Origin of the sequence: Alistipes sp. D31t1_170403_E11 (assembly GCF_015553985.1) — a bacterium.
In the GTDB taxonomy this organism is placed as follows: Bacteria; Bacteroidota; Bacteroidia; order Bacteroidales; family Rikenellaceae; genus Alistipes; species Alistipes montrealensis.
Genome location: NZ_JADNHQ010000002.1, coordinates 191,229 through 216,393 on the forward strand (window position 1 = coordinate 191,229; position 25,165 = coordinate 216,393).

Here is a 25,165-nt window from a genome sequence, read left to right on the forward strand (position 1 = left end):
GTTTTCGATATTTTATCAACATATCCGCCTCAAAGGACAACCCTCCGCGCCCTTTTTTTGCCTTTTCATAGGCGGATGTCCGGGCTTTTTCGTATCTTTGCCGAAGTTAAACCGCGGCTTGGACCGGCGGCGCCTCGGCAAATCCGGAAAAACCCGGTTATGGCCCGGCATGGACCGTCTCAGCCGTCAGAAAAACTCCGCAAACCGAGAAAATGGCATTTGAAATCGTCGAAACCCTGTTCCGCGGCATCTGCGTCGGCATAGCCGCTTCGATCACGGTGGGCCCCGTGGCGGTGCTTTGTATTCAGCGTACGCTGTCGAAAAGCCGCCGTTCGGGCATCGTCTCAGGCATCGGCGTCGCCTGCGCCGACACGTTCATGGCCATGGCCGCGCTGTTCTTCTACTCGATGCTCCAGACCCAGATCGAGCAGTACAACACCCTGCTGCGGGTGATCGGCGGAATCTTCGTCGTGATCGTCGGGGTTTTCATCTTCGCCCAGAACCCCGTGCCGCAGATTCGCCGCAACCGCGCGGGCAAAACCTCGCTGTGGCAGGACTTCGCTTCGATTTTCGGGCTTACGATCGCCAACTTCATCATGGTTATCCCCTACATCCTGGCCTTCTTCGCGGTGTTCAAGATTTCGGGCGGCGACGTGGCCGACCACACCTTCGGGGGTTTCATGCGTTCGCTGTTCGTCATCGCCGGGTTCTTCGGCGGTTCGGTGGCCTGGTGGACCCTGCTGGCTTTCATCATCAACCTCTTCCGCCGCCGTTTCCGACCGCGGCACATGCTCACGATCAACCATGTCGCGGGCCTTATCATCGGAATATTAGGAATTTATACCATATTATCGACCTTCTTTGATATATTCCCCAATGTCGGACACTAAACATAAGATCATAATCGCCGTCGACGGATTTTCGTCGTGCGGAAAGAGCACCTTCGCCAAAGCCATCGCGGCCCGCCTGGGCTATATTTTCATCGACACGGGCGCCATGTACCGCGCCGTGACGCTCTACGCCCTCGAACACGGAGCCATCCACTCGGGCATCGTCGACGAAGAAGCCGTCGTGAAACTGCTCGACCGCATTTCGATCACCTTCCGCTTCAACCCCGAACGCGGGGCGAGCGACATCTACGTCAACGGAGACCTGGTCGAAGGTAAAATCCGCACCATCGAGGTCTCGAACTGCGTGAGCCGCGTGAGCGCCATCCCCGAGGTGCGCAGCAAACTGGTCGCCATGCAGCAGGAGATGGGCAAACGCCGGGGCGTGGTGATGGACGGCCGCGACATCGGCACGGTGGTATTCCCCGACGCCGAACTGAAACTGTTCATGACGGCCGACACCGCCGTTCGCGCATGCCGCCGCTACAAGGAGCTGACGGGCAAGGGCATGTCGGTGACGATGGAAGAGGTCGAGCGCAACATCCGCGAGCGCGACAAGGCCGACATGAGCCGCGCCATATCGCCGCTCCGCCAGGCCGAAGACGCCATCGTACTCGACAACAGCCACATGACCGTCAACGAACAGATGGCGTGGTTTATGGAGCAATTCGCAAAAATCAACGAATAAGATAAAGCGCCGCCGGGCGCACCGCAAACGGCTATGGTAGTCGAGATCGACGATAAATCGGGCTTCTGCTTCGGCGTAGTCCGCGCAATCACGGAGGCCGAACGGGCCCTCGCGGAGGGCTCCACGGTCTACTCGCTCGGCGACATCGTCCACAACCGCATCGAGGTCCAGCGCCTCGAACAACTGGGCCTGCGGACCGTGACCCATGCCGACATGCCGCACCTGGCAGGCTGCCGGCTCTTCATCCGCGCCCACGGGGAACCCCCTACCACCTACGCCGCCGCCCGGGAAATGAACATCGGGATTATCGACGCCACCTGCCCGGTGGTCGCACGGCTCCAACGCCGGGTGAAGGAGGCCCACGAACGGATGCGTCCGCTCGGCGGACAGGTCGTGATCCTCGGCAAGAGGGGCCATGCCGAAGTGGTGGGCCTCACGGGGCAGGTTACGGACCCGACGATCGTCATCGAAGGATCGGAGGACCTGACGCTGATCGACTTCTCACGCCCGGTTTACTTCCTTTCGCAGACCACGCAGAGCATCGGACTATTCGAAACGCTCGGCGCCGAAATGCGCCGCCGGGCCGCCGATGCGGAACAGGTGCACATCGACGACACGATCTGCCGGCAGGTCTCCAACCGGGAACAACACCTCACCGAGTTCTCGGGACGGTTCGATGTCGTGGTATTCGTTTGCGGGCGGAAATCGTCGAACGGCAAAGTACTTTCGGAGGTGTGCCGCCGGGCCAATCCGCGCACGCATATCGTCGAAGAAGCCTCGGAGATCGATCCCGCCTGGTTCGACGGGGCCGCGACAGTCGGCATCTGCGGGGCTACCTCGACACCCAAATGGCTGATGCAGGAGGTGGCCGATGCAATCGGCCACCTCAATTAAAAATTAAAAATGAAGAATTAAAAATTTTCGCTATGAAATACTTCGTCCGTTCGTTAAAATATTTCTTCGCCCTGTGCGTTCTGTGTATAGTCCTGATGGGGCTGATGCTGATGACCGGGACCTCGGCGCTGTCGCTCGACGACACGCTCTACGCCATGTTCCACACCGACCGCTACCTGATGCTGTTTTCGGCGATCGTGGTATTGGCGATCGCCTATCCCAAATTCGGGTTCGTGGAACGCAAAGTAGAGGGTGACATCGAAGAAAACCGGGAACAGATCATCAACGCATTCCGCTCGGCAGGCTTTTCGCTGCGCAGCGACAAGGACGGGGTGATGACCTTCCGCGCCGACAGTTTCGGCCAAAAGTTGCTGCTGCTGGGCGAAGACGAGATAAAAGTTTCACAATACGGACAATGGATCGTGCTCGACGGCATCCGCCGGGGCGTAGCCCGGGTGCAGTACCGGCTCGATTCATATATACACATGACACGCAATGATTAGAAAATACCGCTACCTGCTCTCCGCCGCTGCGGCAATCGCCGCCGCAGGCCTGCTGACCTTCGCCGCCCGTAACGATTTCGGGCTGGGCCGCAACATGGAGATCACCGTCAACATGATGCGCGAGCTCTCGCTGGGCTACGTCGACCCCGTGGACCCCGATAAACTGATGCTGGGGGCCGCCGCAGGCATGGTCAGCGACCTCGACCCCTACACGGAGTACATTCCGGAGGAGGGAATGCAGGATTTCGAACTGCTCACCACGGGCAAATACGGCGGCATCGGATCGCTCATCCGCCAGAAAGACGACTACGTCCGCATCGCCCAGCCCTACCAGGGTTCGCCCGCCGACAAAGCCGGACTGAAGATCGGCGACAAGATCCTTTCGATCGACGGCAAGGACGCCAAAGGCTTCACCACCGAGCAGGTCTCTTCACGCCTCAAGGGCGAGCCGGGCAGTAAGGTCAGGGTGACCGTCGAACACCTCGACGGCACGCAGCAGACTGCCGTGATCCGCCGCGAACGGATCGCCATTCCGGGCGTTCCCTACGTCGGATGGGTTGCCGACGGCATCGGCTACATCCGCCACGGCGACTTCACCGAAGGATGCTACGAGGAGATGCGCCGCGCCATCGAACAACTGCGCGCCGAGGATGAACTCAAAGGCCTCGTACTCGACTACCGCTCCAACGGCGGCGGCATCATGCAGGAGGCAATCAAAATCCTGGGGATGTTCGTCCCCAAGGGGACCGAAGTAGTCAGCACCAAGGGCCGTTCGGAAGATTCGAAGCAGGTTTTCCGCACCGACTCGGAACCGATACTTCCCGACCTGCCGCTGGCCGTGCTGGTCAACAGCAATTCGGCGTCGGCGGCCGAAATCGTCGCCGGAGCTTTGCAGGACCTCGACCGCGCGGTACTGATCGGCCAGCGCAGTTTCGGCAAGGGGCTCGTGCAGTCGACCCGTCCGCTGGGTTACAACGCCATGCTGAAACTCACCACGGCCAAATACTACATCCCCTCGGGCCGCTGCATCCAGGCCATCGACTACTCCCATTCGCAGGAGGGTTCGGTGCGGACCGTGCCCGACTCGCTGATCTCGGAGTTCACGACCCGCGCAGGCCGCAAGGTCTACGACGGCGGCGGCGTGATGCCCGACATCACAACCTCCCCCGAGTATATTTCGCGCTTCGCCATGACGCTCTACGCGCTGGGATTCATCGAAGATTTCGGCGACGAATACACGCGCCGCAACCCCGGCCGGCAAATTGACATCCGCACCTTCTCGATCACGGACAAGGATTACGCCGACTTTGCGGAGTTTATGCGCGACAAGAAGGTTCCCTACGAATCCGACACCCGGCGGGCGCTCAAGGCGCTGAAAAAAGCCGCTGACGACGACCGTTTCGCCGAACTCAAGGACAAATTCGAACAGGTGGAGGCCGAGCTCAAGGACGACACGCAAACCAACCTCGAAACCTACCGCACGCAGGTCGTCGAGGCGATCAACAACGACATCGTCATGCGCCACGGCTACCAGGCCGGCGTCATCGAGCACTCGCTGCCGGGCGACAAGGAGGTGAAAAAAGCCGTCGAGGTGCTCGGCAATCCCGCAGAGTACGTCCGTATCACCCGCGAACAGGACACCAAGCGCAAATAAGGCCATGAAACTCCGTACCGAATTCTTCTCGTTCCGCAACCGGGTGGTGGTGATCGTCGTCGGGGTGACGCTCGGCGCCGTGTCGCTGCTCTATACCAACAACATGGCCCAGCGGCTGAGGGAGAAGGAGCAGCACGACGTGGCCCTGTGGGCCCACGCCATGGAGCGCGTGACGCGCGACGTGCTGGGCGGTACGATCCAGGACCCGTTCGTGGCCGACATCATGTCCAACGGCAACAACATCCCGTTCATCATCACCAACGAGAACCTGGAGGTCATCAATTCGCACCTCATTCCCGAGAAGATCATCAACCATCCCGGGCGGCTGCGCAAGCAGATCGACAAATTCTCGGTAGAGAATCCACCGATTCCCGTGAAATTCTTCTGGTCGTCGCAGCACTACCACATCATCTTCTACGGCAAGTCGGCGCTGCTCAAGTCGCTCTATTACTTCCCCTACGTGCAAATCCTCGTCATCACGGCCTTCATTGCCCTGGGCTTCATCGCTTTCCGCTCGTCGAAACACGACGAACAGAACCGCGTCTGGATCGGACTGGCCAAGGAGACCGCGCACCAGCTGGGAACCCCGACCTCTTCGCTGCTGGGCTGGATCGAATACCTGCGGACGCAGAACGTGGACCAGACCGCCGTCGAAGAGATGAACAAGGACCTCACCCACCTGATGAAAATCGTCGACCGCTTTTCGAAAATCGGCTCCGAAACACCCCTCACCCCGGCGAACATCAACGAGGTGGTGGGCGAATCGGTCATGTATTTCCGCAAACGCATCCCCCGCAATGTAACGCTCGATTACAACGGACTGGCCATCGCTCCGGTGCAGGCCAACATCAACATCGCGCTGTTCGAATGGGTCGTGGAGAACCTGATGAAGAACTCGCTCGACGCCCTGCAGGGCCACGGAGCGCTCGACGTGCGGATTTCGTCGGACGACAAGGATGTCATGATCGACGTGAAGGATACCGGCAAGGGTATCCCCAAGAGCAACTGGAAGCGTATCTTCGAACCCGGATTCACGACCAAAACCCGTGGCTGGGGCCTCGGACTGTCGCTCTCGCGGCGCATCGTCGAAGAGTACCACCAGGGTAAAATCGCCGTCATCGACTCCGAAATCGGCAAGGGAACCACCATCCGCATCACACTCAAACGCCATTTCGCCTGATGACCGACTCGCTGGCACATATGCAAATCGCAGTGCCTGCGGCGGATTCGGCAGCCGCAAGGCCGGAGACAACCGTCCGCACGGGTTACGGCCTCGGACTGGAGACCATCCGGACCGGGACCGAAACAGCGCCGGCAGAGGCTGCGGATTCGGCCCGATTCACACCGGCAGATTCGACCCTCGCGGCCGCCACTCCCGCTGACAGCGCTGCCGCGCTGTTTCCCTTTGCCGCCGGCACGACAGGTCCTTCCGTATGGCGCGACACCACCTCCACAGCGGTTTTCGGCACACAGGCCGTCACCGTCGAGACTCCCCGGATTCCGCTCGCACCGCCGCCGTCGCTTACCGACAACGCCGTTTTCCAGGGTTTCGTGCTGCTGCTCGCCGCAACCTACGCCATGCTGCTCTACCGCAACCTGGGCGACATACGCACGCTGCTGGGCCGTATTTCGCGCGACACGGCTACGGGAGAACGCCTCTCGGAAGATCCGGGCGGCAGCGGCTATTCGCGGTTCCTGCACATCGCGACAACGATCGGCATGCTCTTCATGGGGATCGCCGCCGTCAAGTGCGGCGACATGCTGATCCCCGGACAGTCGATGAACGCCATTCCGCACGGCGCGGTATTGTTGCTGAGCCTGCTGGCGACGCTGGCCTGGATGGGAGTGGCGGTCTATCAGACAGCCGTCGTGCGCCTGGCCGGAGCCATAACCCTCACGCAGCCCTTCATCTCGCAGCTCGTACTGCTCAAGCGCACCTACTTCTCCCTCTCGGTCATCGTCACCTCACCCGCGCTGCTGCTCTTCGCCCTCTGCCCGCGCGGCACGGGCGGCGTCTGGTTCTGCGTCGTGGCAATCGAATTGATTGCCGTGGCCGCACTCTACCTCAGGGAGACATTAAACCTGTTTCTTTCCAAAAAAGTTTCGATTTTGCATTGGATTTTGTACCTTTGCACGGTGGAAGTCTTTCCAATCAGCCTATTATGGCTGCTTGCGACAAGATGATACCGCAAAGACAAACCTAATTAATCAATCCGCAACATTGAAAATTAAGAGTGTATTAGTTTCGCAACCGAGGCCTGCAGTTATCGAGAAGTCCCCGTTCTACGAATTATCCCAAAAATACAACGTGGAGATCGCCTACAAGCCTTTTATCCGCGTAGAGGGCGTATCCCTCAAGGAGTTCCGCGCCCAACGGGTCGAAATACTCACGCACACGGCCGTCATCTTCACATCCCGCACGACAGTCGACAGCTTCTTCCACATCTGCGAAGAGGCGCGCATCACCGTGCCCGAAACCATGAAATACATCTGCCAGACGGAGGCCGTAGCCCTCTACCTGCAGAAATACATCGTCTACCGCAAACGCAAGATTTCGTTTGCCGACGGATCGTTCACATCGCTCGTCGAGTTGATCATCAAACACAAGGAGGAGAAATTCCTGCTCTCGCTGAGCGAGCCCCACAAACCCGAGCTGCCGGAAACGCTTTCCAAGCTCAAACTTTCGTTCGATCCCGTCATCCTGGCCCGTACGGTCGCCGGAGAGTTGGACGACGTTAAACTGACCGATTACGACCTGCTGGCGCTCTATTCGCCTTCGGATGTCAAGGCCCTGATCGAGAAATTCGGAACCGACAACCTGCCTGCCGTGGCGGTATTCGGCGAAGGCACGCTGCGCGCCGCCCTCGAAGGCGGAATAACCGTGCTGGCCAACGCCCCGAGGCCCGAAGCCCCCTCGATGGTCAAGGCCATCGACCTCTACCTGCAAAAGGTGCAGAAAGGCGAGCCGATCGAACCCGTGGAACTGATCGCCGACGCCCGCAAGGAGGAGTTCATCCGCAGTCAGCAGCACAAGCTGACCAAGAAGGGCCGCCGCCGTCCGGCTTCCGAATCCCGCAAATAAGGGCCCGAAGCCCTCTGCCGCCATGTCCGCAAACTCGCTCTCCCGCACCGAAAGGCTCCGCTCGCTCGGGGCCGTGCGCCGTATGTTCGAGAGCGGCGAAAGCGGCTTTATCTTCCCGTTCCGCTACGTGTGGTTCGCGGAACCCGACACCGAACAATCGGTCGAGGTGATGTTCTCCGTCCCCAAGAAGTTCCACAAACGGGCTAACAAACGCAACCTCGTGCGCCGCCGCACGAAGGAGGCCTACCGCCTGCAAAAGCAGATTCTGCACGACGGCAAGCCGGTCAACCTCGACCTGGCGCTGATTTACTCGTCGAAGGAGGTGCTGTCCTATAAAACCGTCGCAAATGCAGTCCGCAGGATTCTGGAGTCGGTCGTGGAGCATCTTTAAACGGATATGCGCCCTGCCGCTGATCGGGTTGGTGCGGTTCTATCAACTCTGCATCTCGCCCTTCACGCCCCCGTCGTGCCGGTTTACTCCCACCTGCTCGCAGTATGCCCTCGAAGCGCTGCGCAAATACGGTCCCGTCAAGGGACTGTGGCTGGCGGTGCGGCGCCTTTCGAAATGCCATCCCTGGGGCGGCAGCGGCTACGACCCCGTACCGTAAACAAAAAGACGGCCGGCTGTCAGCCGACCGTCCTCCTCCCAAAAAAAGTTGCGTCACTTCTTTTTTGAATCTATTCTCATTACCGAGAACAAAGATTACAACCTTTTTTGAAAAAACCAATCCCGACCCTAAAGTTTACGGTCGGGATTTCGCCTTTAAACAGAACTATTCCGTCCAAGTATACTAATCAGTCGTACAAATCGCAACATCGCTCGCCGGCGGATTCAAATTCGAGCGTCACATGGGATATTCCGGAATGGGCCAGCAAGGCCTTCAGGTCACATTTCGCACCCTCCATCCGGGAAAGGCTGTCGAGCACGACATGGGCCGTCAGAGCGTTTTCGGTTGTGCTGATGGCCCAAACGTGGATGTGGTGCACCTCCTTCACCCCCGAAACGGCACTCATTTGCCGTTCGATCTCGATAATGTCAATACCCCCGGGAACCCCGTCGAGCGAAAGCCGCAGGCTGTCGCGCGTGAGCGACCAGACCGACGCCACGATCACCGCAGCGACGACCAGTCCCACGACGGGATCGACGATCGTCCAGCCCGTCCACGAAATCACCAGCCCCGAGACCAGCACCCCGACCGACACCAGTGCATCGGCGGCCATGTGCAGGTAGGCTCCCTTGACATTCAGGTCGCGGTCCTTGTCCTTCATGAACAGCCAGGCCGTAAACCCGTTGATCACCACACCGATGCCCGCCGTCCAGGCGATAGCACCGCCCTCGACAGGCGCGGGGTGGAGCATACGGCCGATACTCTCGGCTACGATGACCCCGACGGCGATCAGCAGGATCACCGAATTCAAGAGCGAAATCAGCACCGTGCTCTTCTTATACCCGTAGGTATACCTGGGGGTCGCATGAGCCTGCGCCAGCCGGAAAGCCAGCATGGCCAACAACAAACCGGCGACATCGGAAAGGTTGTGTCCGGCATCGGACAACAGCCCCATCGAGCCGTAATAAAGCCCTACGGCAAACTCGACGACGACGAAGGCCACATTGAGCGAAATGCCCAGGATAAAGGCCTTGTTGAGCGACGAAACCGCATGGTCGTGGTGGTGATGTTCGTGCGTCATGACTGCGAATCGGTTATGGTATCCTTGATTTCGGAGAGTTCCACCAGCTTGTTGACGATGGCGTAAATCGTAAGGCCCGCTGCGGAGTGAATCTGGAGTTTCGCGGCGATGTTGCGGCGGTGGGTGATCACGGTATGGGCCGAGATGCAGAGCGCGTCGGCGATCTGCTTATTGGTCATCCCCTTCACCACGCAGACGATAATCTCCTTTTCGCGGCTGCTCAGCGGCTCGGATTTCACCGTGCGGGTTCCCGTCGCCGCCAGCCGTTCGACGGCCGGAACGAAGAGTTCGTCCTCCACGGCGTTGTGCGACGCGAGTTCGTGCTCGCAGTTGAAGATATCGAACAGCACGCCGTTCAGCTCGTTCGTGCTGCCCGAAGGGTAGTATTTGATGATGATATTCTTCAGTTCGCGCAGTTTGATCTCGACCTGGTCATGCTGGCGGCGGAAAATGTCGATCGAATAAGCAGTGTTCTTCTCGCCCGCAAGCAGCGACTCGACATAGGGAAAAACCGTCTGCTCCTCGTAGGACATGTGTCGCTGGACCTCGGCGGCATATTCGTCGAAAAAGCGCATGATGGCGAACGAAACGTCGCTCTGGGCGCAGTCGACCGCTTCGATCAGTTTGCGGCGGATGGCCGGAAGCCTGAAATCCAGGAAATAACGGTGGGAATTGTGCAGGTAATCGGTCAGCGAACGCACCGAGACCTCCCCGGCCAGTTCGGCGCCGTTGCCGAAGTTCATCAGCATGTTTACCACGGCCAGAAACGTCTCGGCGTCGACTTTATTCTCTTCGCACACTTCGGCAATGGTTTTGTCGCCGAATCCCAGCGCAATGCCGAATCGGCTCATCACCTGCAACACGGCATAGCGGTCGCACACCAAATCGCACATTCGGTCCTCGCCTGTATATCCACCATTCTTATACATAAACATAGGTATTATTTTCCAAGCACAAAGATATCCGGACAAGCACAATGCCACAATACCTACAATCCGGTATTTTCAGCGGCGTCCGATATCTGTATAGGTCGTTTGCAGCATCGTGCGGCCCACATCGAGCAGTTCGGGACCGGTCGCCGTCACAGCCTGCCCGCTCGTTGCATCCCACACCGCTTCACCCGAAGCGTCGACCACGCCGAAACCGTCGTTGAACGTATAATAGGCAAACTTGCGCGGAGGCTCGGGGGCAAAAATATCCTTGCTGTAATCGAAATCGTCGTGCGCGACACCCATCTGGGCGAGCAGCGTCGCGGCGATGTCGATCTGCGAAGCGTATTCCTCCACGACGCGCGGCCCCGCAACGGCTCCGCCCGTCCAGATCATCGGAATCCGGTGGCGCAGCGGTTCGTTATAAGCCAAGGTCTTCGGGTAGGGATAACCGTGGTCGGCGACCAGCACGACGAGGAGATTCTCCCATGCGGGCGAAGCTTTCAGGCGGTCGATCATCTTCCCGACGCAGTCGTCCGAAAAAGCCATCGCATTGAGCACCTTGTCGCTGAACTTCGCATAGGGAACGTCGAACGGCGTGTGACTGCTCAGCGTCAGCAAACCCGCCAGGAACGGCTCCCCGGCATCGCTCAGCGCGATCACCCGGTCGGCAAACCAGTCGCACATCAGCGCATCGTCGTAACCCCAGTCCGAAGCCGGAGCATCGAAATGCAGGTCCTTCTGCCAAATCAACTCCTGCCATCCGGTGGCATACATGTACGAAGCCTGATTCGTGAAATTGAGGTCGCCGCCGTAGGCGAAACTCGTCTTGTAACCCTCGCCCGCAAGCGAACGCGCCACCGAAGGCAGGTTGCGGCTCTTGGCCGGAAGTTTCATGATCGACATGCGCGTCTGGGCCGGAAATCCACTCAGGATCGCCACCTCGCCGCGGTCCGTACGGAACGAATTGGCGAAGAAGTTCTCAAACCAGATCCCTTCGCGTTTCAACCGCTGCATGTTGGGCATGACGGGCTCTCCGTCGACCTCTTCGTCCATGACCGTACGGGCAAAACTCTCCAAAATCACGATCACCACATTGGGCCGCCGTGTGTCGAGCACCGGCTCGGCAGGTCCCGCAGACGGACCGTTACCCCGCAGGGCGTCGAAATTGGCAGCGCGCACCGATTCGTCGAAAAAGGGGTATTCGTCGGCATAGTCGGCGCGGTCGCCGAGGCTCGCCAGGAATGAGAAAACAGGGTTCGTGGCGGCATGGTTCAGGAACAGCGTCGGGCTGAAATAGACCTTCGAAACGTTGGCCACCGAAGCCCCCAGGCCGCCGCGGATCGCCAGGAAATCGAATCCGGCAAGCAACAGCACCACCAGGCTCCCGGGCAGGGCCATCCGCCAGCCGACAGGACTACCATCGAAAATACGCACGACGCGGCGGTAAACCCAGATCATCAGCGCGGCATACACTGCGGCCAGCAGCGTCTGCCGCACGCCGAGCCAGAAATCGACGCTCGCCATCGCCTCCTCCGGATCGGTAAGGTAGATCAGAACGGTCGCATCGAGGCGAAATCCCCAATGCTCGTACAGCGCGACATCGACGGCAAAGATCACGGCCGTCACCACGGCGATCAGCACGAAATAGCCCGTCAGCACGCCCCTCCACACCTTTTCCGGAATCCGCACCCACAGCGAGAGCAACACGGCCAGAACGGGCAGCGCCGTAACGTAACCCGCAACGGTCATGTCGAGCGTCAGTCCGTGCCACAACACGTCCAGCCAGCCCCCGAACCCCGCTCCGGCCGCCTCCTCGGCATACCAGGCCATGAAGACGGGTTTCTGCACGGCCATCACGAGGACGGTCGCACAAAACACGGCAACGAGGAATGTGAGTTTTCTTTTCATGTTTTCTTTTTACCGCTTTTTGATCGACAAAAGATGCTGCGGTTAAAACCACCGGTCCATGTACTTTTTTCCGCAAAAAGTACCAAAAACTCTCCGACAGATGCCTACGTCTACGACGCGCCATCTAACGCTGGCTCCGGGCGACTATTCGCGGGGGCGCACGCGCCCCGTCCCCTCCGCTCGCGCTTTTAGCCGGCACGTCGTTTCACAACTCCGGCATCAAGTCGGAATCCTTATACAGTCATCATCGCCAATTGGCCCAACACTACTTAATTTTTGATTTTAGAGGTGCTGTTTTCGTGCTTCGTGAAGTGGGGCGAAGCAGGATCATCCAAAAGTATGTGCCCCATTTCGCCCCGCAAAGAAAATGCGGAAAATACCCTATAAAATCGAAAAATCAGATCTTTTCGCCGTACGCAAGATCCCCGGCATCCCCGATGCCCGGAACGATGTAAGAACGCGAAGTCAGCTCCTCGTCGACAACGGCGGTCCAGATCGTGGTGGTCAGCCGCGGCATGTTCTTCATCGCATAGTCGAGCCCCTGTTCGCTGGCGACGACCGCCGCGACATGGGTCCGGGCAGGCGTGCCGCCCTTCTCACACAATGCGTTATAAGTCAGCACGAGCGACGACCCGGTGGCCAGCATCGGATCGACCAGCAGCAGCGTCTTGCCTTCGAGGCTTCCGCACGAGATATACTCGACCTTTACGGTAAACTTCCCGTCCTTGGTGCTCTTGCGATAGGCCGAAACAAAAGCGTTCTGGGCATCGTCGAAGTAATTGAGGAATCCCTGGTGATACGGGAGCCCCGCCCGAAGGATCGTCGCCACGACGATCTGCTCGTCGATCATCTCGACGGTGGCTTCACCCAGCGGTGTCTCGACGACACACGGTTTGTAGCTGAACGACTTCGAAATCTCGTAGGCCGTGATCTCGCCGATACGCTCCATGTTGCGGCGGAAACGCATCGAATCCTTCTGAATCTGCTTGTCGCGGATTTCAGCGATGAATTTGTTGAGAACGGTGTTCTGCTGGGAGAGAATATGCAACGTCATGTTTGAGAAGGGTTTGGTTGTCAATAGAGGAAATTATTGAACGGATAACGCCCGGCATGGATTTCACGCACCATGCCGTACAGATCCGAGCGGAATTTTTCCAGGTTGGTCTTCGCCAGCGCCGAGAGAAAGATGCAGGGCGTATTGGCCTTTGCGATCCAACTCTGTTTGAGTTCCTCCAACGAGAGGTTCTCACGCGTCGCGGGCGTCAGGTCGTCCTCCTCTTTCTTAACATAGGTATAAGCATCGACCTTGTTGAAAACCAGGTAGACGGGTTTGTCCCCCGCGCCGATCTCCTGCAAAGTCTGCTTTACGACGGCGATCTGCTCCTCGAACTGCGGGTGCGAAATGTCTACCACGTGGATCAACAGGTCGGCCTCGCGCACCTCGTCGAGCGTCGATTTGAACGACTCGATCAACTCCGTAGGCAGCTTGCGGATAAAACCCACGGTATCGGACAGCAGGAACGGCAGGTTGTCGAAAACCACCTTCCGGACCGTAGTGTCGAGCGTTGCGAAGAGTTTATTTTCGGCGAATACTTCGCTCTTGGAGATCAGGTTCATCAGCGTCGATTTGCCCACGTTGGTATACCCTACCAACGCGACGCGGACCATCGCACCGCGGTTCGAACGCTGCACGGCCATCTGGCGGTCGATCTTCCTGAGGTCCTCCTTCAGTTTCGAAATGCGGTTGCGAATGATACGGCGGTCGGTCTCGATCTCGCGCTCACCCGCGCCGCCGCGGGTTCCCGTACCGCCCCGCTGGCGTTCGAGGTGGGTCCACATGCCCGACAGGCGGGGCAGCATGTATTCGTAGTTGGCCAGTTGCACCTGCGTCTTGGCATAGGCCGTCTGGGCCCGCGACATGAAGATGTCGAGAATCAGGCGCGTGCGGTCCAGCAGCCGGCAGGGCATCTCCTTCTCGATGTTGCGCGTCTGCGACGGAGTCAGTTCGTCGTCGAAGATCACCACGTCGATCTCATGCTCCTTGCAGTACGCGGCGATCTCTTCCAGCTTGCCGGGGCCGACATAGATGCGCGACGAAGGCTGCGGCAGGCGCTGCGTAAAACGTTTCACCGAACAGATATCGGCCGTCTCGGCCAGAAATTCCAGTTCGTCGAAAAACTCCTCGGCCTGACGCGGGTCCTGGTTGTCGCGGATCACGGCGACCAGCACGGCACGTTCGCGGCAATCGGCCGCGGCCGGGGAGGCAGGCTGGGGATTCAGTTTATTTTCTTCCAAAATAAGTTCTTTTTACAAATTTCAATTCCGGCTCCTGCCGGACAGGCAACGTGCTGCAAACACGATGCTACAAATAAGGGTATCCGCCCAAAAGCAGGATACCCTCAAAAAGTTCAGTTGAACACCTTAGTTTTGCATACGGAACTCGACCGGCAGGGTGTATTTCACACGCACCGTCTGATTCCGTTGTTTACCGGGGCTCCATTTCGGCGATTTGCTCAGTACGCGGATGGCCTCCTCCGAAAGCGAACGGTCGGGCGACTGCAACACCTCGATATCGGTGAGGCGTCCGTCTTTGTCGATCACGAACGAAAGGACCACACGGCCCTGAATGTTGTTGTCAGCGGCGATCTGCGGGAACTTTACGTTCTGCATCACCCATGCCCGGAAGGTCTCGATCGTTCCGTCCATAAACGAGGGCATCGTTTCGGCGATCAGGAAAATCTCGTCCTCAACAGCGGGTTCCGGAGCAGGCACGACAAACTCGATAGGGGTCTCGGCATCGAAAATCGAAACGTCGACATCGGTCTGCATATGCGTATTGTTATCCATGATCTGGATAACCTGGTTCGGAATGCGAACCTCGATTTTCCGGGGCTGCGTCTCCCTGGGACGGTCGCGGGTCACGTCGATCATTTCGACATCATCGGGGACATACGACAGTTCGACCTGTTCGATCCGGTACTCTTTCGGTGCATAGGTAAACGCCGAGATGACGAGCACAAGTGCCAAGACTACACCGATTTCCAGCAAAAGGCCTCTCTTATTCCTAAGGTCCGCCTTGAATGATTTTTTAATTTCCATATCAGTCAGCATTAGGGGGTTGTCGGAAACGAATCGATGCAGCCTTATTTGCAGGAACTCCGCCGCGGCTGCCGGGCGGATATTCCTGTCCCGGGGTCTTAGTTCTGTACGCGGAAGTCTACCGGCAGGGTATACTTCACACGCACTACCTGGTTACGCTGTTTTCCGGGGCTCCACTTCGGCGACTTGTTCAGTACGCGGATGGCTTCCTCCGAAAGCGAACGGTCGGGCGTCTGCAACACCTGGATGTTGGTCAGGCGGCCGTCCTTCTCGATCACGAACGAGAGAACCACACGGCCCTGGATACCGTTCTCGAGAGCGATCTGCGGGAACTTCACATTCTGCTGTACCCAGTTACGGAACGTATTGAGGTCTCCGCCCTGGAACGAAGGCATGGTCTCGGCGATCAGGAACGGCTGGTCGTCCTCGATGGTCTCTTCACCCACCTCGACCTGCTGAATCACTTCGGTGTTCTCGTCGAACTCGGCGAAGTCCACTTCGGTCGTAATCTTCGTGTCGTTGGTCACGACCTGCAGCAGGTCGGAGATAACCTTCACCTCGACACGCTTCGGCGTCTCGGGAGGCTTCTGGTCCTGACGGGTGATCTCGACGATCTCCTCTTCGACGATAGCTGCCTGCAAATCAATCTTTTCAATCGTGCGCTCCTTCGGAGTGTACGCAAATGCCCCGATCACGAGACCAAGCGCAATGACCAAACCGATTTCGAGCAAAAGACCCCGCTTGTTCCCAAGGTCCGCTTTGGGTGATTTTTTAACTTCCATTTATTTTAAAAATTTTTAATTGTTCGGGTAAATACGTACATAGGTGCGCTATGCACCACAAATATATGGATAAAAATTCAAAAAAGCACAGACGGACACAAAAATCTTCATTTTTTGCCTACTTTTGTCACCGGAAATAGCCCCCGGAACCCGAAGAATGGCACATCAGGAATCGTTATACGGCAAAACGCCCGACCAGCTCGCGGCCCTGTGCGGCGAGTTGGGAATGCCGCGCTTCGCTGCGCGGCAGATCGCCCGCTGGCTTTACGTCCGCCACACGGAGGACCCGATGCGGATGACCGACATCGCCGCCGCCCACCGCGAGCGGCTCGCCGAACGGTTCCAGCAGGTCCTCAGCGCACCGGAACGCGTCACCGAATCGGCCGACGGCACGAAAAAATACCTGTTCCGCACCCCCGAGGGACACTATATCGAAGCAGCCTACATCCCCGACGGGGAGCGGGCCACGCTCTGCGTCTCGTCGCAGGCCGGCTGCCGCATGGGATGCAGGTTCTGCGCCACAGGGCGGCAGGGGCTCCAGCAATCGCTCACGGCAGCCCAGATCCTCAACCAGATCGTCTCGCTGCCCGAACGCGACAAACTCACCAACCTCGTGTTCATGGGCATGGGTGAGCCGCTCGACAACACCGGCGAGGTGCTGCGGGCGCTCGAAATCCTCACCGCCGAGTGGGGTTTCGGCTGGTCGCCGACGCGCATCACGCTCTCCACGGCGGGCGTCGTACCCGAACTGCGGCGGTTTCTCGACGCAACGAAGGTCCATCTGGCCGTCAGCCTGCACAACCCCTTTCACGAGGAACGCATGGAGATCATGCCCGTCGAACGGGCCTGGCCCATCGCCGAAGTCGCCGCAATCCTCCGGGAATACGACTTCACCCACCAACGGCGGGTGTCGTTCGAATATATCGTGATGAGCGGGCTGAACGACTCCCCGCGCCACATCCGCGAACTGACGCGCCTCGTGAACGGCATCAAATGCCGCATCAACCTGATCCGGTTCCACCGCATTCCCGACTCGCCCTACTTCTCGCCCGGCGACGAGGCGATGATCCGTTTCCGCGACGCGCTGACCGCCCGCGGCATCCAGACCACGATCCGGGCTTCGCGCGGCGAAGACATCCAGGCCGCCTGCGGACTGCTGAGCACCCGGCTGAAAGCCGGACTTTAGAGGCTGCCTCCGTTTTTTGCAACCGCAAAATCCACCCGGTCCGGTTTTTGCTCCCGTCACCGAAAACACGAAACACGACTCGCATGAAAAAACTGATTTTCGTACTGATGCTCGCCCTCGGAACGGGCGCGGCGCAGGCACAGGTGAAATTCGAAACCAAATCGACGGATGCCGTGCGCGAAATGGCCGTCAAACAGGGCAAGCTGGTCTTCATCGACCTTTACGCCGACTGGTGTCCCCCGTGCCGGGCAATGGAGCGGGAGGTCTTTTCACGCAAAGATGTCGGGGAGTTCATGGACCAGCGTTTCGTGGCGGCCAAATACGATACGGACAAAACCACGGGCCGCGAACTGATGAAAAAGTACGGCAGCGGAGCCATTCCGCTCTACCTCGTATTCGACACGCAGGGCGAACTGCTGGGCCGCATCCAGGGCGCCGCCGACGCCGACACCTTCATGGACAACCTCCGCACGATCATCGCCCGGCAGAAACCCGCGGCAAAATCCAGATAAAACGAAACGGGAAGGCTTCGAACCTTCCCGTTTTCGATATATGTCCGTTTTCTCAAAACCTGCTTCTCGGTTCATGCACACGTATCAGGTTCATTTCATCCCCTTTAATATCGTTGCGGTCGATAAAATAGATTGTATCATGCGCCACAATCTCCTTGTATTTCACCTCGGCCTGCGACTTTGACAGCGTAGGCGCAAGCACATCCCAATCGATGCAAGTCACGGTCTTCAAAAAATCTTTCGACATTTTGATCGGAGCGACATTATCCTCCGACACAAACGTAAAACATTTATTGCTGCTTTCGCAAATCAGGCTTATCACATGAGCCGTGATTTCCCGACCGAGTTGTGAGTCTGGGGCCATTTTAGAGTGCCATGCTCCATTCAGCGCCGATTGGTTGTCCGTTGATGTAAAAACCACATAAACGGTCGATTGCGCGTTTGCCGCAAAATCCACGATTGCAAACGCAAGGAAAAACAGGATTCTTCTCATAATACTTCTTCAGGGCTAAACAAACTCCGATATTATGTCATTCCATTTCAAATGCCGCCATCCCTCGTTCAAATCCGGCCGATGCCCTGCATCTCCTACAATCCGGGAAAGAAGCTATTTTATTTAACGGTCCATAGCGGAACAACTAACTATTTTTTAGGGGTATATACCACTTTCTTGGTCTCGAAGAACTCCTCCTCGAAAAAACGCGGGATGTCGTAGATATACCACCGCTTGCCCGTCAGGGCCAGTTCTTCGGCCAGGTCGCCGCCCTTGAGGTAGAGAATGCCGTTGGGCAGCGAGCCTTTCTGCCCCCGCTCGATGCGGTTCCATATCCAGCCAACGAACTCCGGCATGGCCGTTACGGCGCGCGAAACGACATAGTCGAAACGCTCGGTCAGGGTTTCGACCCGCACACAGCGGGGATCGAGGTTCGTAAGGCCGAGGCCTTCGGCGACCCCTTCCACCACGGTTATTTTCTTGCGAATGGAGTCCGCGGCCGTGAAATGCGCCTCGGGAAAGAGGATCGCCAGCGGCACGGAGGGGAATCCTCCGCCGCACCCCACGTCCAGAATCCGCGCTCCGGCGTCGAACGTGCATACCTTGGCGATGGCGAGCGAATGCAGCACGTGGCGCAGGTAGAGCTGGTCGAAATCCTTGCGCGAAACGACGTTGATCTTGGCGTTCCAGTCGGCATAGAGGTCGTACAACGCCGCAAACTGCCGCCGCTGTCCGTCGGTAATTTCGGGGAAATATTTTTCGATCAATTCCATGGCATCACTTGTTTTCGCCCAATGCGATCAGTTTGCACATCTGCTCGCGGGCACGGTGTATCTGGGTTTTCACGGTTCCGAGCGGCAGCACCAGTTTCGCCGCGATCTCCTCGTAGGAGTACTCCTCGAAAAAGCGCATCAGGATCAGTTGCCGGTAACGGGGCGTAAGGCGTTCGAGGTAGAGTTCGATCTGCGTCCGCTGCTGAAGGTTGATCACGCTCTCCTCGGGAGTCGGGGCGCTCGACGCCGGGGCGGCGAAACGCTCGTCGATCGGCAAATCGTCCTGACGCCGGCGCACGAAGTCGATGAACGTATTGCGCGCAATGGTATAGACCCACTGCCCGAAGGTGTACTCCGCACTGTAACGGTGAAGGTTGATATAAACTTTGATAAAAGTCTCCTGCAACAGGTCGTCGGCGTCGTTCGCACCCCCGAGTCGCTGCACGAACAGCCGGTGGATGGCATCGCGGTAGCGGTTGAAAAGGTACTCGAAGGCGCCGTTGTCGCCTTTGAGCACGCGTTCGACCAGTTCCCGGTCTTCGGCTACGATATAGTCGGCTATCTCCATACGCGGTTGTCACGGCGGAGCAGCATTGCCCACAGCGCGGCAGCCCACAGCGGGCTGAGCAGGTCGTAGATAAAGTAACGGCCCGCAATGCCGCCCTCGCCCAGCCGCCGGGCGACGCGGCGCACTTCGAGCGCCACGACGACGTAGCGGACGATCAGCAGCAGCAGTGCGGCGAGCTTGTATTCCGGGGGCATGACCGCGATAGCGCAGGCCACGGCGGCGAAAAAGAGTACGCGCGAACCCAGTTCCCAGCCGACGAAGGTCTTCACCGCACGGGGATAGAACCGGAACGCCGAACCGAAATAGCGCAGCTGGCTCATCCACCAGCCCATACCGCCCCACATCTTCTCGCGCAGCGAGGCACGGGGCGAAAGGATGACGCTCACGTTGTCGCGCGTCATAACCTGCTGCATGAACAGGTCGTCCTCGCCGATATTCATATTGAGGTGACTGAAACCGTTGGCTCCGAAATAGAGGCTCTTGGTGAAACCGTAGTTGTGGAGCGTTCCGCGATAGGCGCGGCGACGCACGGCCCGGGCGATCCAGTCGGCCGAATGCATCATCCGCCAGGCGCGCATCATGAAGTTCGAAAAGCCCTTTCCGCGCTCCACGCCGCAATAACCCACCACGATTTCGCCGCGCATGAAGCCCTTGGCCATCAGCGACAGCCAGCGGTCGGTCTGCGGCACGGCGTCGGTCGAGGTAAAAATCATGTGCTCGTAGTGCGCCGACTTGATACCCACGTTGAGCGCCATCTTGCGCGAAATCGGAAAGCGGGGATCGAGGTGGATTTTCGTGGTCGTGATCTGCGGGAACGACTGTTTCAGCCGCACGAGGTCCTCGTAAAAATCGGAGTCGTGGCCCACGTAGACGATCACCACCTCGAAATCGGGGTAATTCTGGGCCAGCACCAGCGGCAGCCGCTCCTCGACGAACGAATAGTCCTCCGAAAAGAGCGGAACCACCACCGACACGGACGGCTCCCGGTCCAACGTCTGCGGACGGCGGTTGTTCTTATAGCCGGGGATACGGCCGTAGACGAAAATATAATAGTACAACTGCACGCCGAGCATGAGCAGCACCGCTCCCGCAAGAGCCGCACCCTCCCAGCCGTAGCATGCCAGAAAAGAATCGATAAATTGCATATTGACGAAATATGCGCAAAGATAGAAATATTTTGTGTATTTTTGCCGAATATATGAGTATGAAATTCACCCTGCAACATAAAGACCCTTCGTCGCACGCCCGCGCAGGCGAACTGCAGACCGACCACGGTGTGATCCGGACCCCGATCTTCATGCCCGTCGGCACGGCGGCTACGGTGAAGGGCATCTTCCACCGCGACGTGCGTGACGAGGCACGGGCGCAAATCATCCTGGCCAACACCTACCACCTCTACCTGCGGCCCGGCATGGAAATCCTCGAACGGGCCGGCGGGGTACACCGGTTTTCGACCTGGGAAGGCCCTATGCTCACCGACAGCGGCGGGTTTCAGGTCTTCTCGCTCGCAGCCTGCCGTAAGCTCAAGGAGGAGGGATGCCATTTCCGCTCGCACATCGACGGTTCGAAGCACCTCTTCACGCCCGAAAGCGTCATAGACACCGAGCGTACGATCGGCGCCGACATCATGATGGCCTTCGACGAGTGCCCCCCGGGCGACGCCCCGCGGGAATACGCCGCCAAGTCGCTCGACCTCACCGAGCGGTGGCTCAACCGCTGTTTCGACCGCTACCGCCAGACCCAGCCCAAATACGGCCACTACCAGGCCCTGTTCCCCATCGTGCAGGGATGCACCTACCCCGACCTGCGCGCCCGGGCTGCGGAGAATGTAAAGCAATACGATGCAGACGGTTACGCTATCGGCGGACTGGCTGTCGGCGAACCTACCCCCGTGATGTACGAAATGATCGAAGTGGTCAACGCCATACTACCGGAGGATCGTCCGCGTTATCTGATGGGCGTGGGTACGCCGGTGAACATCCTCGAAGGCATCGAACGCGGCGTAGACATGTTCGACTGCGTGATGCCGACGCGCAACGGCCGCAACGGACAACTGTTCACGGCCGAAGGCGTCATCAACATCCGCAACAAGAAGTGGGAGGACGACTTTTCGCCGATCGACCCCGAAGGCACGGCTTTCGTCGACACGCTCTATTCGAAGGCCTACCTCCACCACCTGACGGTCTGCGGCGAGATGCTCGCGGCTCAGATCGCCTCGCTGCACAACATCGCCTTCTACCTGCGGCTGGTCGGCGCGGCGCGCGAACACATCCTCGCCGGGGACTTTGCGGCGTGGAAAGAGACCATGGTCGGGAAACTGCAACGAAGACTCTAAATAATGAAAATGCGCTTTCCGGGGTTCAAGATTTTGGACCGCTACATACTGGGGAAGTTCCTGACGACCTACTTCTTCGCCATTGCGATGATCATCGTCATCGTGGTGGTCTTCGACTACGTGGAGAAAATCGACGACTTCACGGAGCTGCACGCACCCCTGAAATCGGTGATCCTCGACTATTACCTCAACTTCATTCCCTTCTTCATCAACCAGTTCAGCGGCCTTTTCACCTTCATCGCGTGTATCTTCTTCACCTCGAAGATGGCCTACCAGACCGAGATCGTCGCCATGCTCTCGGGCGGCATGTCGTTCCGCCGCCTGATGTGGCCCTACTTCCTGGGCGCGCTGATCATCGGATCGCTCTCGCTGACGCTCAACCTCTGGCTGATTCCCCTCTCGCAGCGGCACATCGTCGATTTCGAGCAGCAATACATCAAACGCAAACAGAACACCAAATACGACCGCCATATCTACCGCCAGATCGAACCCGGAACCTTCGCCTACATCCGCGGCTACAACGACGGCGCCCGCCAGGCCTCGTTCTTCGTCCTGGAGCATTACAACAGCGGCACGATGACCCATTCGCTCGAAGCGTCGGACGCCAAGTTCGACGCCGAGACCAAACGCTGGACCGCCCCGCGCTACACCAAACGCGAGTTCGACTCGCTGGGTGTCGAAAAGTTCGAACAGTTCCGCAACCTCGACACGCTGATCAACCTCGAAGTGACCGAGCTGGGCGAAATCAACGACCTGATCCAGACCATGAACATCGGCCAGCTCAACGAATTCCTCGCCCAGCAGCGGGCCAAAGGCTCCGACTCGATCAACATCATCGAGGTCGAGAAACACGCCCGCTACGCCTATCCGCTCTCGACGTTCATCCTGACGCTGATCGGCGTTTCGCTCTCCTCGCGTAAGGTCCGCGGCGGAACCGGCCTGCACATCGGCATCGGCACGGGACTCTGCTTCTCGTACATCCTTTTCAACCGCTTCTTCGAGGAGTTCGCCAAGAGCGGAACCCTCCCGCCCGGACTGGCCGTGTGGCTCCCGAACATCATCTACCTCTTCATCGCCGTCTACCTTTACCGGAAGGCCCCGAAATAACCTGCAATTTATGGAGAAACCCAAAAATTTCCTGTCCCGGCTCCGGCAGCGCCCGCTGTTGTGGAACCTCGTACTGATCGGAGCGATCATCCTCGTGATGGCCGTTGCCGCGCATATCCTCATGCAGCTGGGTACGCGCCACGGCGCACGGCGCACCGTGCCCGACTTCGCGGGCGTGCCGCTCCACGAAGCCCAGCGCATCGCCCGCAAGCACGACCTGCACCTGCATATCAACGACTCGCTGTTCGTCCCCGCCTACGAAGGCGGCATCGTCCTCGACCAACTGCCCGAAGGGGGCGTCGAGGTGAAACCCGGACGCACGGTCTACATCACGATCAACTCCTTCCGCCAGAAGATGGTCCCCGTGCCCTATGTGGCCGGACGTTCCCTGCGGCAGGCCAAGAACATGCTCGAAATCGCCGGTCTGGAGATCGCCGAACTGGTCTACCGCGCCGACATGGCTACCAACTACGTACTGGAGGAGTACTGCGACGGTAAACCCGTCACCCAAACCACGCGCATGGAGGCAGAGATGGGCTCCGGCGTGACGCTTTACGTGGGCGTCGAAGACGGCTACGGCTCGACGATCGTGCCGCGGCTGGTGGGACTCCCCTTCGCGCAGGCCAAAGGCCGCCTCTGGGAACTGGGTCTCAACGTGGGGCGCATCGACTTCGACGAAGGCATCAACCTCCTCAACCAGAAGGATTCGCGCGTCTACATCCAGACCCCGGGTGCAGAACGCAACGCCGCACTGGGCTCGAAGGTCGACCTGCGGCTGACACTCGACGAAAAGAAACTCGCCCAATACCGGACCGAGGCTGAGAAGCAGGCCATACAGGCCGCCCGGGAGCGCCAGGCCGAGGAACAGGAACTGGCCGACTCGCTGGCCCGCACAGCCCTGGAAGAGGCTTCGGCCGAACCCGCCGCCGACCAGCCAGCCCGCAAAGACAACGACGGATTTTTCGACTGATGACCGACAAGCACCCCATCAACGACCCGGAACTGGATGCAGTCCCGGCCGACGCGGAGGACGAAGAAGAAGCCGGCCTCTACGAGCACTATGCGGTGACGGCCGACAAGGGCCAGACCCCCATGCGGCTGGACAAGTTCCTGACCGTAAGGATGGAGCACTGTTCGCGCAACCGCATCCAGGCCGCAGCCGACAGCGGAAACATCCTCGTGAACGGCAAGGCCGCCAAGTCGAGCTACAAGGTCAAACCGCTGGACCGCATCCAGATCGTGATGCCCTACCCGCGGCGCGAGATCGAACTCCTCGCCGAAGACATTCCGCTCGAAATCCCCTACGAGGACAAATGGCTGCTGCTGGTCGACAAACCGGCAGGTCTGGTCGTACATCCGGGCGTCGGCAATTACAGCGGCACGCTGGTCAATGCGCTGATGTTCCACCTCAACAAGCAGGGAATCCCCGCCGAGGAGCAGAACCGCGCAGGATTGGTGCACCGCATCGACAAGAACACCTCGGGACTGCTGGTCATCGCTAAGGACGAGCAAACCCATGCCCGGCTGGCCAAGCAGTTCTTCGACCACACGATCCAACGCCGCTACGTGGCCCTCGTGTGGGGCAATTTCGACGAGGACGAAGGCACGATCACGGGCAACATCGGCCGCAGCCCCAAGGACCGGCAAAAGATGTTCGTTTTCGCCGACGGATCCGACGGCAAACACGCCGTGACGCACTGGAAAGTGCTGAAACGCTACGGTTACGTGACCCTCGTGGAGTGCCGCCTCGAAACGGGACGCACCCACCAGATTCGCGTCCACATGGCGTGGATCGGCCATCCGCTGTTCAACGACGAACGCTACGGCGGCGACCGCATCCTCAAGGGCACGACCTTTGCCAAATACCGCCAGTTCATCGAGAACTGCTTCTCCGTGATGCCGCGCCATGCGCTACACGCCCGCCTGCTGGGCTTCGAACACCCCGCGACGCACGAGGAGGTGCTGTTCGAAAGCCCCCTCCCGGCCGATTTCCAGTCCCTGCTGGCCAAATGGGACACCTATTGTTCGACATCCAAAGATGCCGAACAATAATTAAAAATGAAAAATGAAGAA

The 25,165-nt window shown here is 58.8% G+C and carries 27 protein-coding genes; 16 read left to right on the forward strand and 11 right to left on the reverse strand.

Annotated features, from left to right (window positions below):
• Positions 1-212: 212 nt before the first annotated feature.
• The 10 genes from I2E69_RS04215 (at position 213) to yidD (ending at position 8,316) form a co-directional block, all read left to right on the forward strand.
• A complete protein-coding gene (locus tag I2E69_RS04215) occupies positions 213-890 on the forward strand; it encodes a LysE family translocator (protein ID WP_195458973.1) in 678 nt (225 codons plus the stop codon).
• The gene (gene cmk / locus I2E69_RS04220; RefSeq protein ID WP_195458974.1) at positions 877-1,575 is read left to right on the forward strand and encodes a (d)CMP kinase; all 699 of its coding nucleotides are present in this window, start codon (positions 877-879) and stop codon (positions 1,573-1,575) included. Before I2E69_RS04215 ends, cmk begins: the two co-directional genes overlap by 14 nt.
• A 33-nt stretch (positions 1,576-1,608) precedes the next feature.
• Entirely contained in the window at positions 1,609-2,469 is an 861-nt protein-coding gene (locus tag I2E69_RS04225; RefSeq protein ID WP_195458975.1) for a 4-hydroxy-3-methylbut-2-enyl diphosphate reductase, read from the forward strand.
• Between the two features lie 32 nt (positions 2,470-2,501).
• The gene (locus I2E69_RS04230) at positions 2,502-2,972 is read left to right on the forward strand and encodes a hypothetical protein (protein ID WP_195458976.1); all 471 of its coding nucleotides are present in this window, start codon (positions 2,502-2,504) and stop codon (positions 2,970-2,972) included.
• Positions 2,965-4,626 carry a S41 family peptidase gene (locus I2E69_RS04235; protein ID WP_195458978.1) on the forward strand — a complete coding sequence of 554 codons (1,662 nt, stop codon included), beginning with the start codon at positions 2,965-2,967 and terminating at the stop codon, positions 4,624-4,626. Before I2E69_RS04230 ends, I2E69_RS04235 begins: the two co-directional genes overlap by 8 nt.
• 4 nt (positions 4,627-4,630) lie before the next feature.
• The gene (locus I2E69_RS04240; RefSeq protein WP_195458980.1) at positions 4,631-5,806 is read left to right on the forward strand and encodes a sensor histidine kinase; all 1,176 of its coding nucleotides are present in this window, start codon (positions 4,631-4,633) and stop codon (positions 5,804-5,806) included.
• Complete coding sequence (locus tag I2E69_RS04245) at positions 5,806-6,810, forward strand: DUF4271 domain-containing protein (protein WP_195458982.1); 1,005 nt, start codon at positions 5,806-5,808, stop codon at positions 6,808-6,810. The genes I2E69_RS04240 and I2E69_RS04245 overlap by 1 nt, the downstream gene beginning before the upstream one ends.
• Positions 6,811-6,892: 82 nt before the next feature.
• Positions 6,893-7,708: a uroporphyrinogen-III synthase gene (locus tag I2E69_RS04250; protein ID WP_288237254.1), complete on the forward strand. Its 816-nt coding sequence runs from the start codon at positions 6,893-6,895 to the stop codon at positions 7,706-7,708.
• Positions 7,709-7,790: 82 nt separating this feature from the next.
• Positions 7,791-8,099 carry a ribonuclease P protein component gene (locus I2E69_RS04255; protein ID WP_394369659.1) on the forward strand — a complete coding sequence of 103 codons (309 nt, stop codon included), beginning with the start codon at positions 7,791-7,793 and terminating at the stop codon, positions 8,097-8,099.
• Positions 8,056-8,316, forward strand: coding sequence for a membrane protein insertion efficiency factor YidD (gene yidD / locus I2E69_RS04260; protein WP_195458988.1), 261 nt, complete (start codon positions 8,056-8,058; stop codon positions 8,314-8,316). Before I2E69_RS04255 ends, yidD begins: the two co-directional genes overlap by 44 nt.
• Positions 8,317-8,503: 187 nt before the next feature.
• On the opposite strand, the gene I2E69_RS04265 is transcribed toward yidD, so the two are convergent.
• The 7 genes from I2E69_RS04265 to I2E69_RS04295 all read right to left on the reverse strand — a co-directional run bounded on the left by I2E69_RS04265 (position 8,504) and on the right by I2E69_RS04295 (position 16,118).
• Positions 8,504-9,397 carry a cation diffusion facilitator family transporter gene (locus I2E69_RS04265; RefSeq protein WP_195458991.1) on the reverse strand — a complete coding sequence of 298 codons (894 nt, stop codon included), beginning with the start codon at positions 9,395-9,397 and terminating at the stop codon, positions 8,504-8,506.
• The gene (locus tag I2E69_RS04270) at positions 9,394-10,326 is read right to left on the reverse strand and encodes a helix-turn-helix transcriptional regulator (RefSeq protein ID WP_195458993.1); all 933 of its coding nucleotides are present in this window, start codon (positions 10,324-10,326) and stop codon (positions 9,394-9,396) included. Before I2E69_RS04270 ends, I2E69_RS04265 begins: the two co-directional genes overlap by 4 nt.
• Before the next feature lie 75 nt (positions 10,327-10,401).
• Positions 10,402-12,237 carry an LTA synthase family protein gene (locus tag I2E69_RS04275; protein ID WP_195458995.1) on the reverse strand — a complete coding sequence of 612 codons (1,836 nt, stop codon included), beginning with the start codon at positions 12,235-12,237 and terminating at the stop codon, positions 10,402-10,404.
• 397 nt (positions 12,238-12,634) lie between these two features.
• Positions 12,635-13,291 (reverse strand): uracil phosphoribosyltransferase, encoded by a 657-nt coding sequence (gene upp / locus I2E69_RS04280; protein ID WP_195458996.1) that lies wholly within the window; start codon positions 13,289-13,291, stop codon positions 12,635-12,637.
• A 20-nt stretch (positions 13,292-13,311) separates the two neighbouring features.
• Positions 13,312-14,532: a GTPase HflX gene (hflX, locus tag I2E69_RS04285; protein WP_195458998.1), complete on the reverse strand. Its 1,221-nt coding sequence runs from the start codon at positions 14,530-14,532 to the stop codon at positions 13,312-13,314.
• A gap of 126 nt (positions 14,533-14,658) precedes the next feature.
• Positions 14,659-15,255 carry an energy transducer TonB gene (locus I2E69_RS04290; RefSeq protein WP_317191086.1) on the reverse strand — a complete coding sequence of 199 codons (597 nt, stop codon included), beginning with the start codon at positions 15,253-15,255 and terminating at the stop codon, positions 14,659-14,661.
• Positions 15,256-15,434: 179 nt separating this feature from the next.
• Positions 15,435-16,118: an energy transducer TonB gene (locus tag I2E69_RS04295; RefSeq protein ID WP_195459002.1), complete on the reverse strand. Its 684-nt coding sequence runs from the start codon at positions 16,116-16,118 to the stop codon at positions 15,435-15,437.
• A gap of 157 nt (positions 16,119-16,275) precedes the next feature.
• Here I2E69_RS04295 and rlmN point away from each other — a divergent pair, with 157 nt between their 5' ends.
• Positions 16,276-17,304 (forward strand): 23S rRNA (adenine(2503)-C(2))-methyltransferase RlmN, encoded by a 1,029-nt coding sequence (rlmN, locus tag I2E69_RS04300; RefSeq protein ID WP_195459003.1) that lies wholly within the window; start codon positions 16,276-16,278, stop codon positions 17,302-17,304.
• Positions 17,305-17,387: 83 nt separating this feature from the next.
• A complete protein-coding gene (locus I2E69_RS04305; RefSeq protein ID WP_195459005.1) occupies positions 17,388-17,816 on the forward strand; it encodes a thioredoxin family protein in 429 nt (142 codons plus the stop codon).
• A 52-nt stretch (positions 17,817-17,868) separates the two neighbouring features.
• Here the strand turns inward: I2E69_RS04305 and I2E69_RS04310 are convergent, their stop codons facing one another.
• The 4 genes from I2E69_RS04310 to I2E69_RS04325 form a co-directional block, all read right to left on the reverse strand.
• Positions 17,869-18,309 (reverse strand): hypothetical protein, encoded by a 441-nt coding sequence (locus tag I2E69_RS04310; RefSeq protein WP_195459007.1) that lies wholly within the window; start codon positions 18,307-18,309, stop codon positions 17,869-17,871.
• A gap of 149 nt (positions 18,310-18,458) precedes the next feature.
• On the reverse strand, positions 18,459-19,082 hold the full coding sequence (rsmG, locus tag I2E69_RS04315) for a 16S rRNA (guanine(527)-N(7))-methyltransferase RsmG (RefSeq protein WP_195459009.1): 624 nt from the start codon (positions 19,080-19,082) through the stop codon (positions 18,459-18,461).
• A 4-nt stretch (positions 19,083-19,086) separates the two neighbouring features.
• Positions 19,087-19,650: an RNA polymerase sigma factor gene (locus tag I2E69_RS04320; RefSeq protein WP_195459012.1), complete on the reverse strand. Its 564-nt coding sequence runs from the start codon at positions 19,648-19,650 to the stop codon at positions 19,087-19,089.
• Complete coding sequence (locus tag I2E69_RS04325) at positions 19,641-20,795, reverse strand: glycosyltransferase (protein ID WP_195459015.1); 1,155 nt, start codon at positions 20,793-20,795, stop codon at positions 19,641-19,643. The genes I2E69_RS04320 and I2E69_RS04325 overlap by 10 nt, the downstream gene beginning before the upstream one ends.
• A gap of 59 nt (positions 20,796-20,854) precedes the next feature.
• On the opposite strand from I2E69_RS04325, the gene tgt reads away from it, so the two are divergent.
• The 4 genes from tgt to I2E69_RS04345 are packed head-to-tail and all read left to right on the forward strand — an operon-like array spanning position 20,855 to position 25,144.
• On the forward strand, positions 20,855-21,985 hold the full coding sequence (gene tgt, locus I2E69_RS04330; protein ID WP_195459017.1) for a tRNA guanosine(34) transglycosylase Tgt: 1,131 nt from the start codon (positions 20,855-20,857) through the stop codon (positions 21,983-21,985).
• Between the two features lie 3 nt (positions 21,986-21,988).
• Positions 21,989-23,092, forward strand: coding sequence for an LptF/LptG family permease (locus I2E69_RS04335; RefSeq protein ID WP_195459020.1), 1,104 nt, complete (start codon positions 21,989-21,991; stop codon positions 23,090-23,092).
• A 10-nt stretch (positions 23,093-23,102) separates the two neighbouring features.
• Entirely contained in the window at positions 23,103-24,062 is a 960-nt protein-coding gene (locus I2E69_RS04340) for a PASTA domain-containing protein (RefSeq protein ID WP_195459023.1), read from the forward strand.
• Entirely contained in the window at positions 24,062-25,144 is a 1,083-nt protein-coding gene (locus I2E69_RS04345) for an RluA family pseudouridine synthase (RefSeq protein WP_195459026.1), read from the forward strand. Before I2E69_RS04340 ends, I2E69_RS04345 begins: the two co-directional genes overlap by 1 nt.
• The last annotated feature ends 21 nt before the right edge of the window (positions 25,145-25,165 follow it).

Excerpts from the sequence above, each read along its gene's own strand:
- rsmG (WP_195459009.1), bottom strand. The coding sequence starts at position 19,082 with ATGGAATTGATCGAAAAATATTTCCCCGAAATTACCGACGGACAGCGG.
- I2E69_RS04345 (WP_195459026.1), top strand. The coding sequence starts at position 24,062 with ATGACCGACAAGCACCCCATCAACGACCCGGAACTGGATGCAGTCCCG.
- I2E69_RS04325 (WP_195459015.1), bottom strand. The coding sequence starts at position 20,795 with ATGCAATTTATCGATTCTTTTCTGGCATGCTACGGCTGGGAGGGTGCG.
- I2E69_RS04245 (WP_195458982.1), top strand. The coding sequence starts at position 5,806 with ATGACCGACTCGCTGGCACATATGCAAATCGCAGTGCCTGCGGCGGAT.
- cmk (WP_195458974.1), top strand. The coding sequence starts at position 877 with ATGTCGGACACTAAACATAAGATCATAATCGCCGTCGACGGATTTTCG.
- I2E69_RS04255 (WP_394369659.1), top strand. The coding sequence starts at position 7,791 with ATGTTCGAGAGCGGCGAAAGCGGCTTTATCTTCCCGTTCCGCTACGTG.
- I2E69_RS04335 (WP_195459020.1), top strand. The coding sequence starts at position 21,989 with ATGAAAATGCGCTTTCCGGGGTTCAAGATTTTGGACCGCTACATACTG.
- I2E69_RS04310 (WP_195459007.1), bottom strand. The coding sequence starts at position 18,309 with ATGAGAAGAATCCTGTTTTTCCTTGCGTTTGCAATCGTGGATTTTGCG.
- yidD (WP_195458988.1), top strand. The coding sequence starts at position 8,056 with ATGCAGTCCGCAGGATTCTGGAGTCGGTCGTGGAGCATCTTTAAACGG.
- I2E69_RS04270 (WP_195458993.1), bottom strand. The coding sequence starts at position 10,326 with ATGTATAAGAATGGTGGATATACAGGCGAGGACCGAATGTGCGATTTG.
- I2E69_RS04295 (WP_195459002.1), bottom strand. The coding sequence starts at position 16,118 with ATGGAAGTTAAAAAATCACCCAAAGCGGACCTTGGGAACAAGCGGGGT.
- I2E69_RS04230 (WP_195458976.1), top strand. The coding sequence starts at position 2,502 with ATGAAATACTTCGTCCGTTCGTTAAAATATTTCTTCGCCCTGTGCGTT.
- I2E69_RS04265 (WP_195458991.1), bottom strand. The coding sequence starts at position 9,397 with ATGACGCACGAACATCACCACCACGACCATGCGGTTTCGTCGCTCAAC.
- I2E69_RS04275 (WP_195458995.1), bottom strand. The coding sequence starts at position 12,237 with ATGAAAAGAAAACTCACATTCCTCGTTGCCGTGTTTTGTGCGACCGTC.
- upp (WP_195458996.1), bottom strand. The coding sequence starts at position 13,291 with ATGACGTTGCATATTCTCTCCCAGCAGAACACCGTTCTCAACAAATTC.
- tgt (WP_195459017.1), top strand. The coding sequence starts at position 20,855 with ATGAAATTCACCCTGCAACATAAAGACCCTTCGTCGCACGCCCGCGCA.
- I2E69_RS04235 (WP_195458978.1), top strand. The coding sequence starts at position 2,965 with ATGATTAGAAAATACCGCTACCTGCTCTCCGCCGCTGCGGCAATCGCC.
- I2E69_RS04240 (WP_195458980.1), top strand. The coding sequence starts at position 4,631 with ATGAAACTCCGTACCGAATTCTTCTCGTTCCGCAACCGGGTGGTGGTG.
- rlmN (WP_195459003.1), top strand. The coding sequence starts at position 16,276 with ATGGCACATCAGGAATCGTTATACGGCAAAACGCCCGACCAGCTCGCG.
- I2E69_RS04305 (WP_195459005.1), top strand. The coding sequence starts at position 17,388 with ATGAAAAAACTGATTTTCGTACTGATGCTCGCCCTCGGAACGGGCGCG.
- I2E69_RS04225 (WP_195458975.1), top strand. The coding sequence starts at position 1,609 with ATGGTAGTCGAGATCGACGATAAATCGGGCTTCTGCTTCGGCGTAGTC.
- I2E69_RS04320 (WP_195459012.1), bottom strand. The coding sequence starts at position 19,650 with ATGGAGATAGCCGACTATATCGTAGCCGAAGACCGGGAACTGGTCGAA.
- I2E69_RS04215 (WP_195458973.1), top strand. The coding sequence starts at position 213 with ATGGCATTTGAAATCGTCGAAACCCTGTTCCGCGGCATCTGCGTCGGC.
- I2E69_RS04340 (WP_195459023.1), top strand. The coding sequence starts at position 23,103 with ATGGAGAAACCCAAAAATTTCCTGTCCCGGCTCCGGCAGCGCCCGCTG.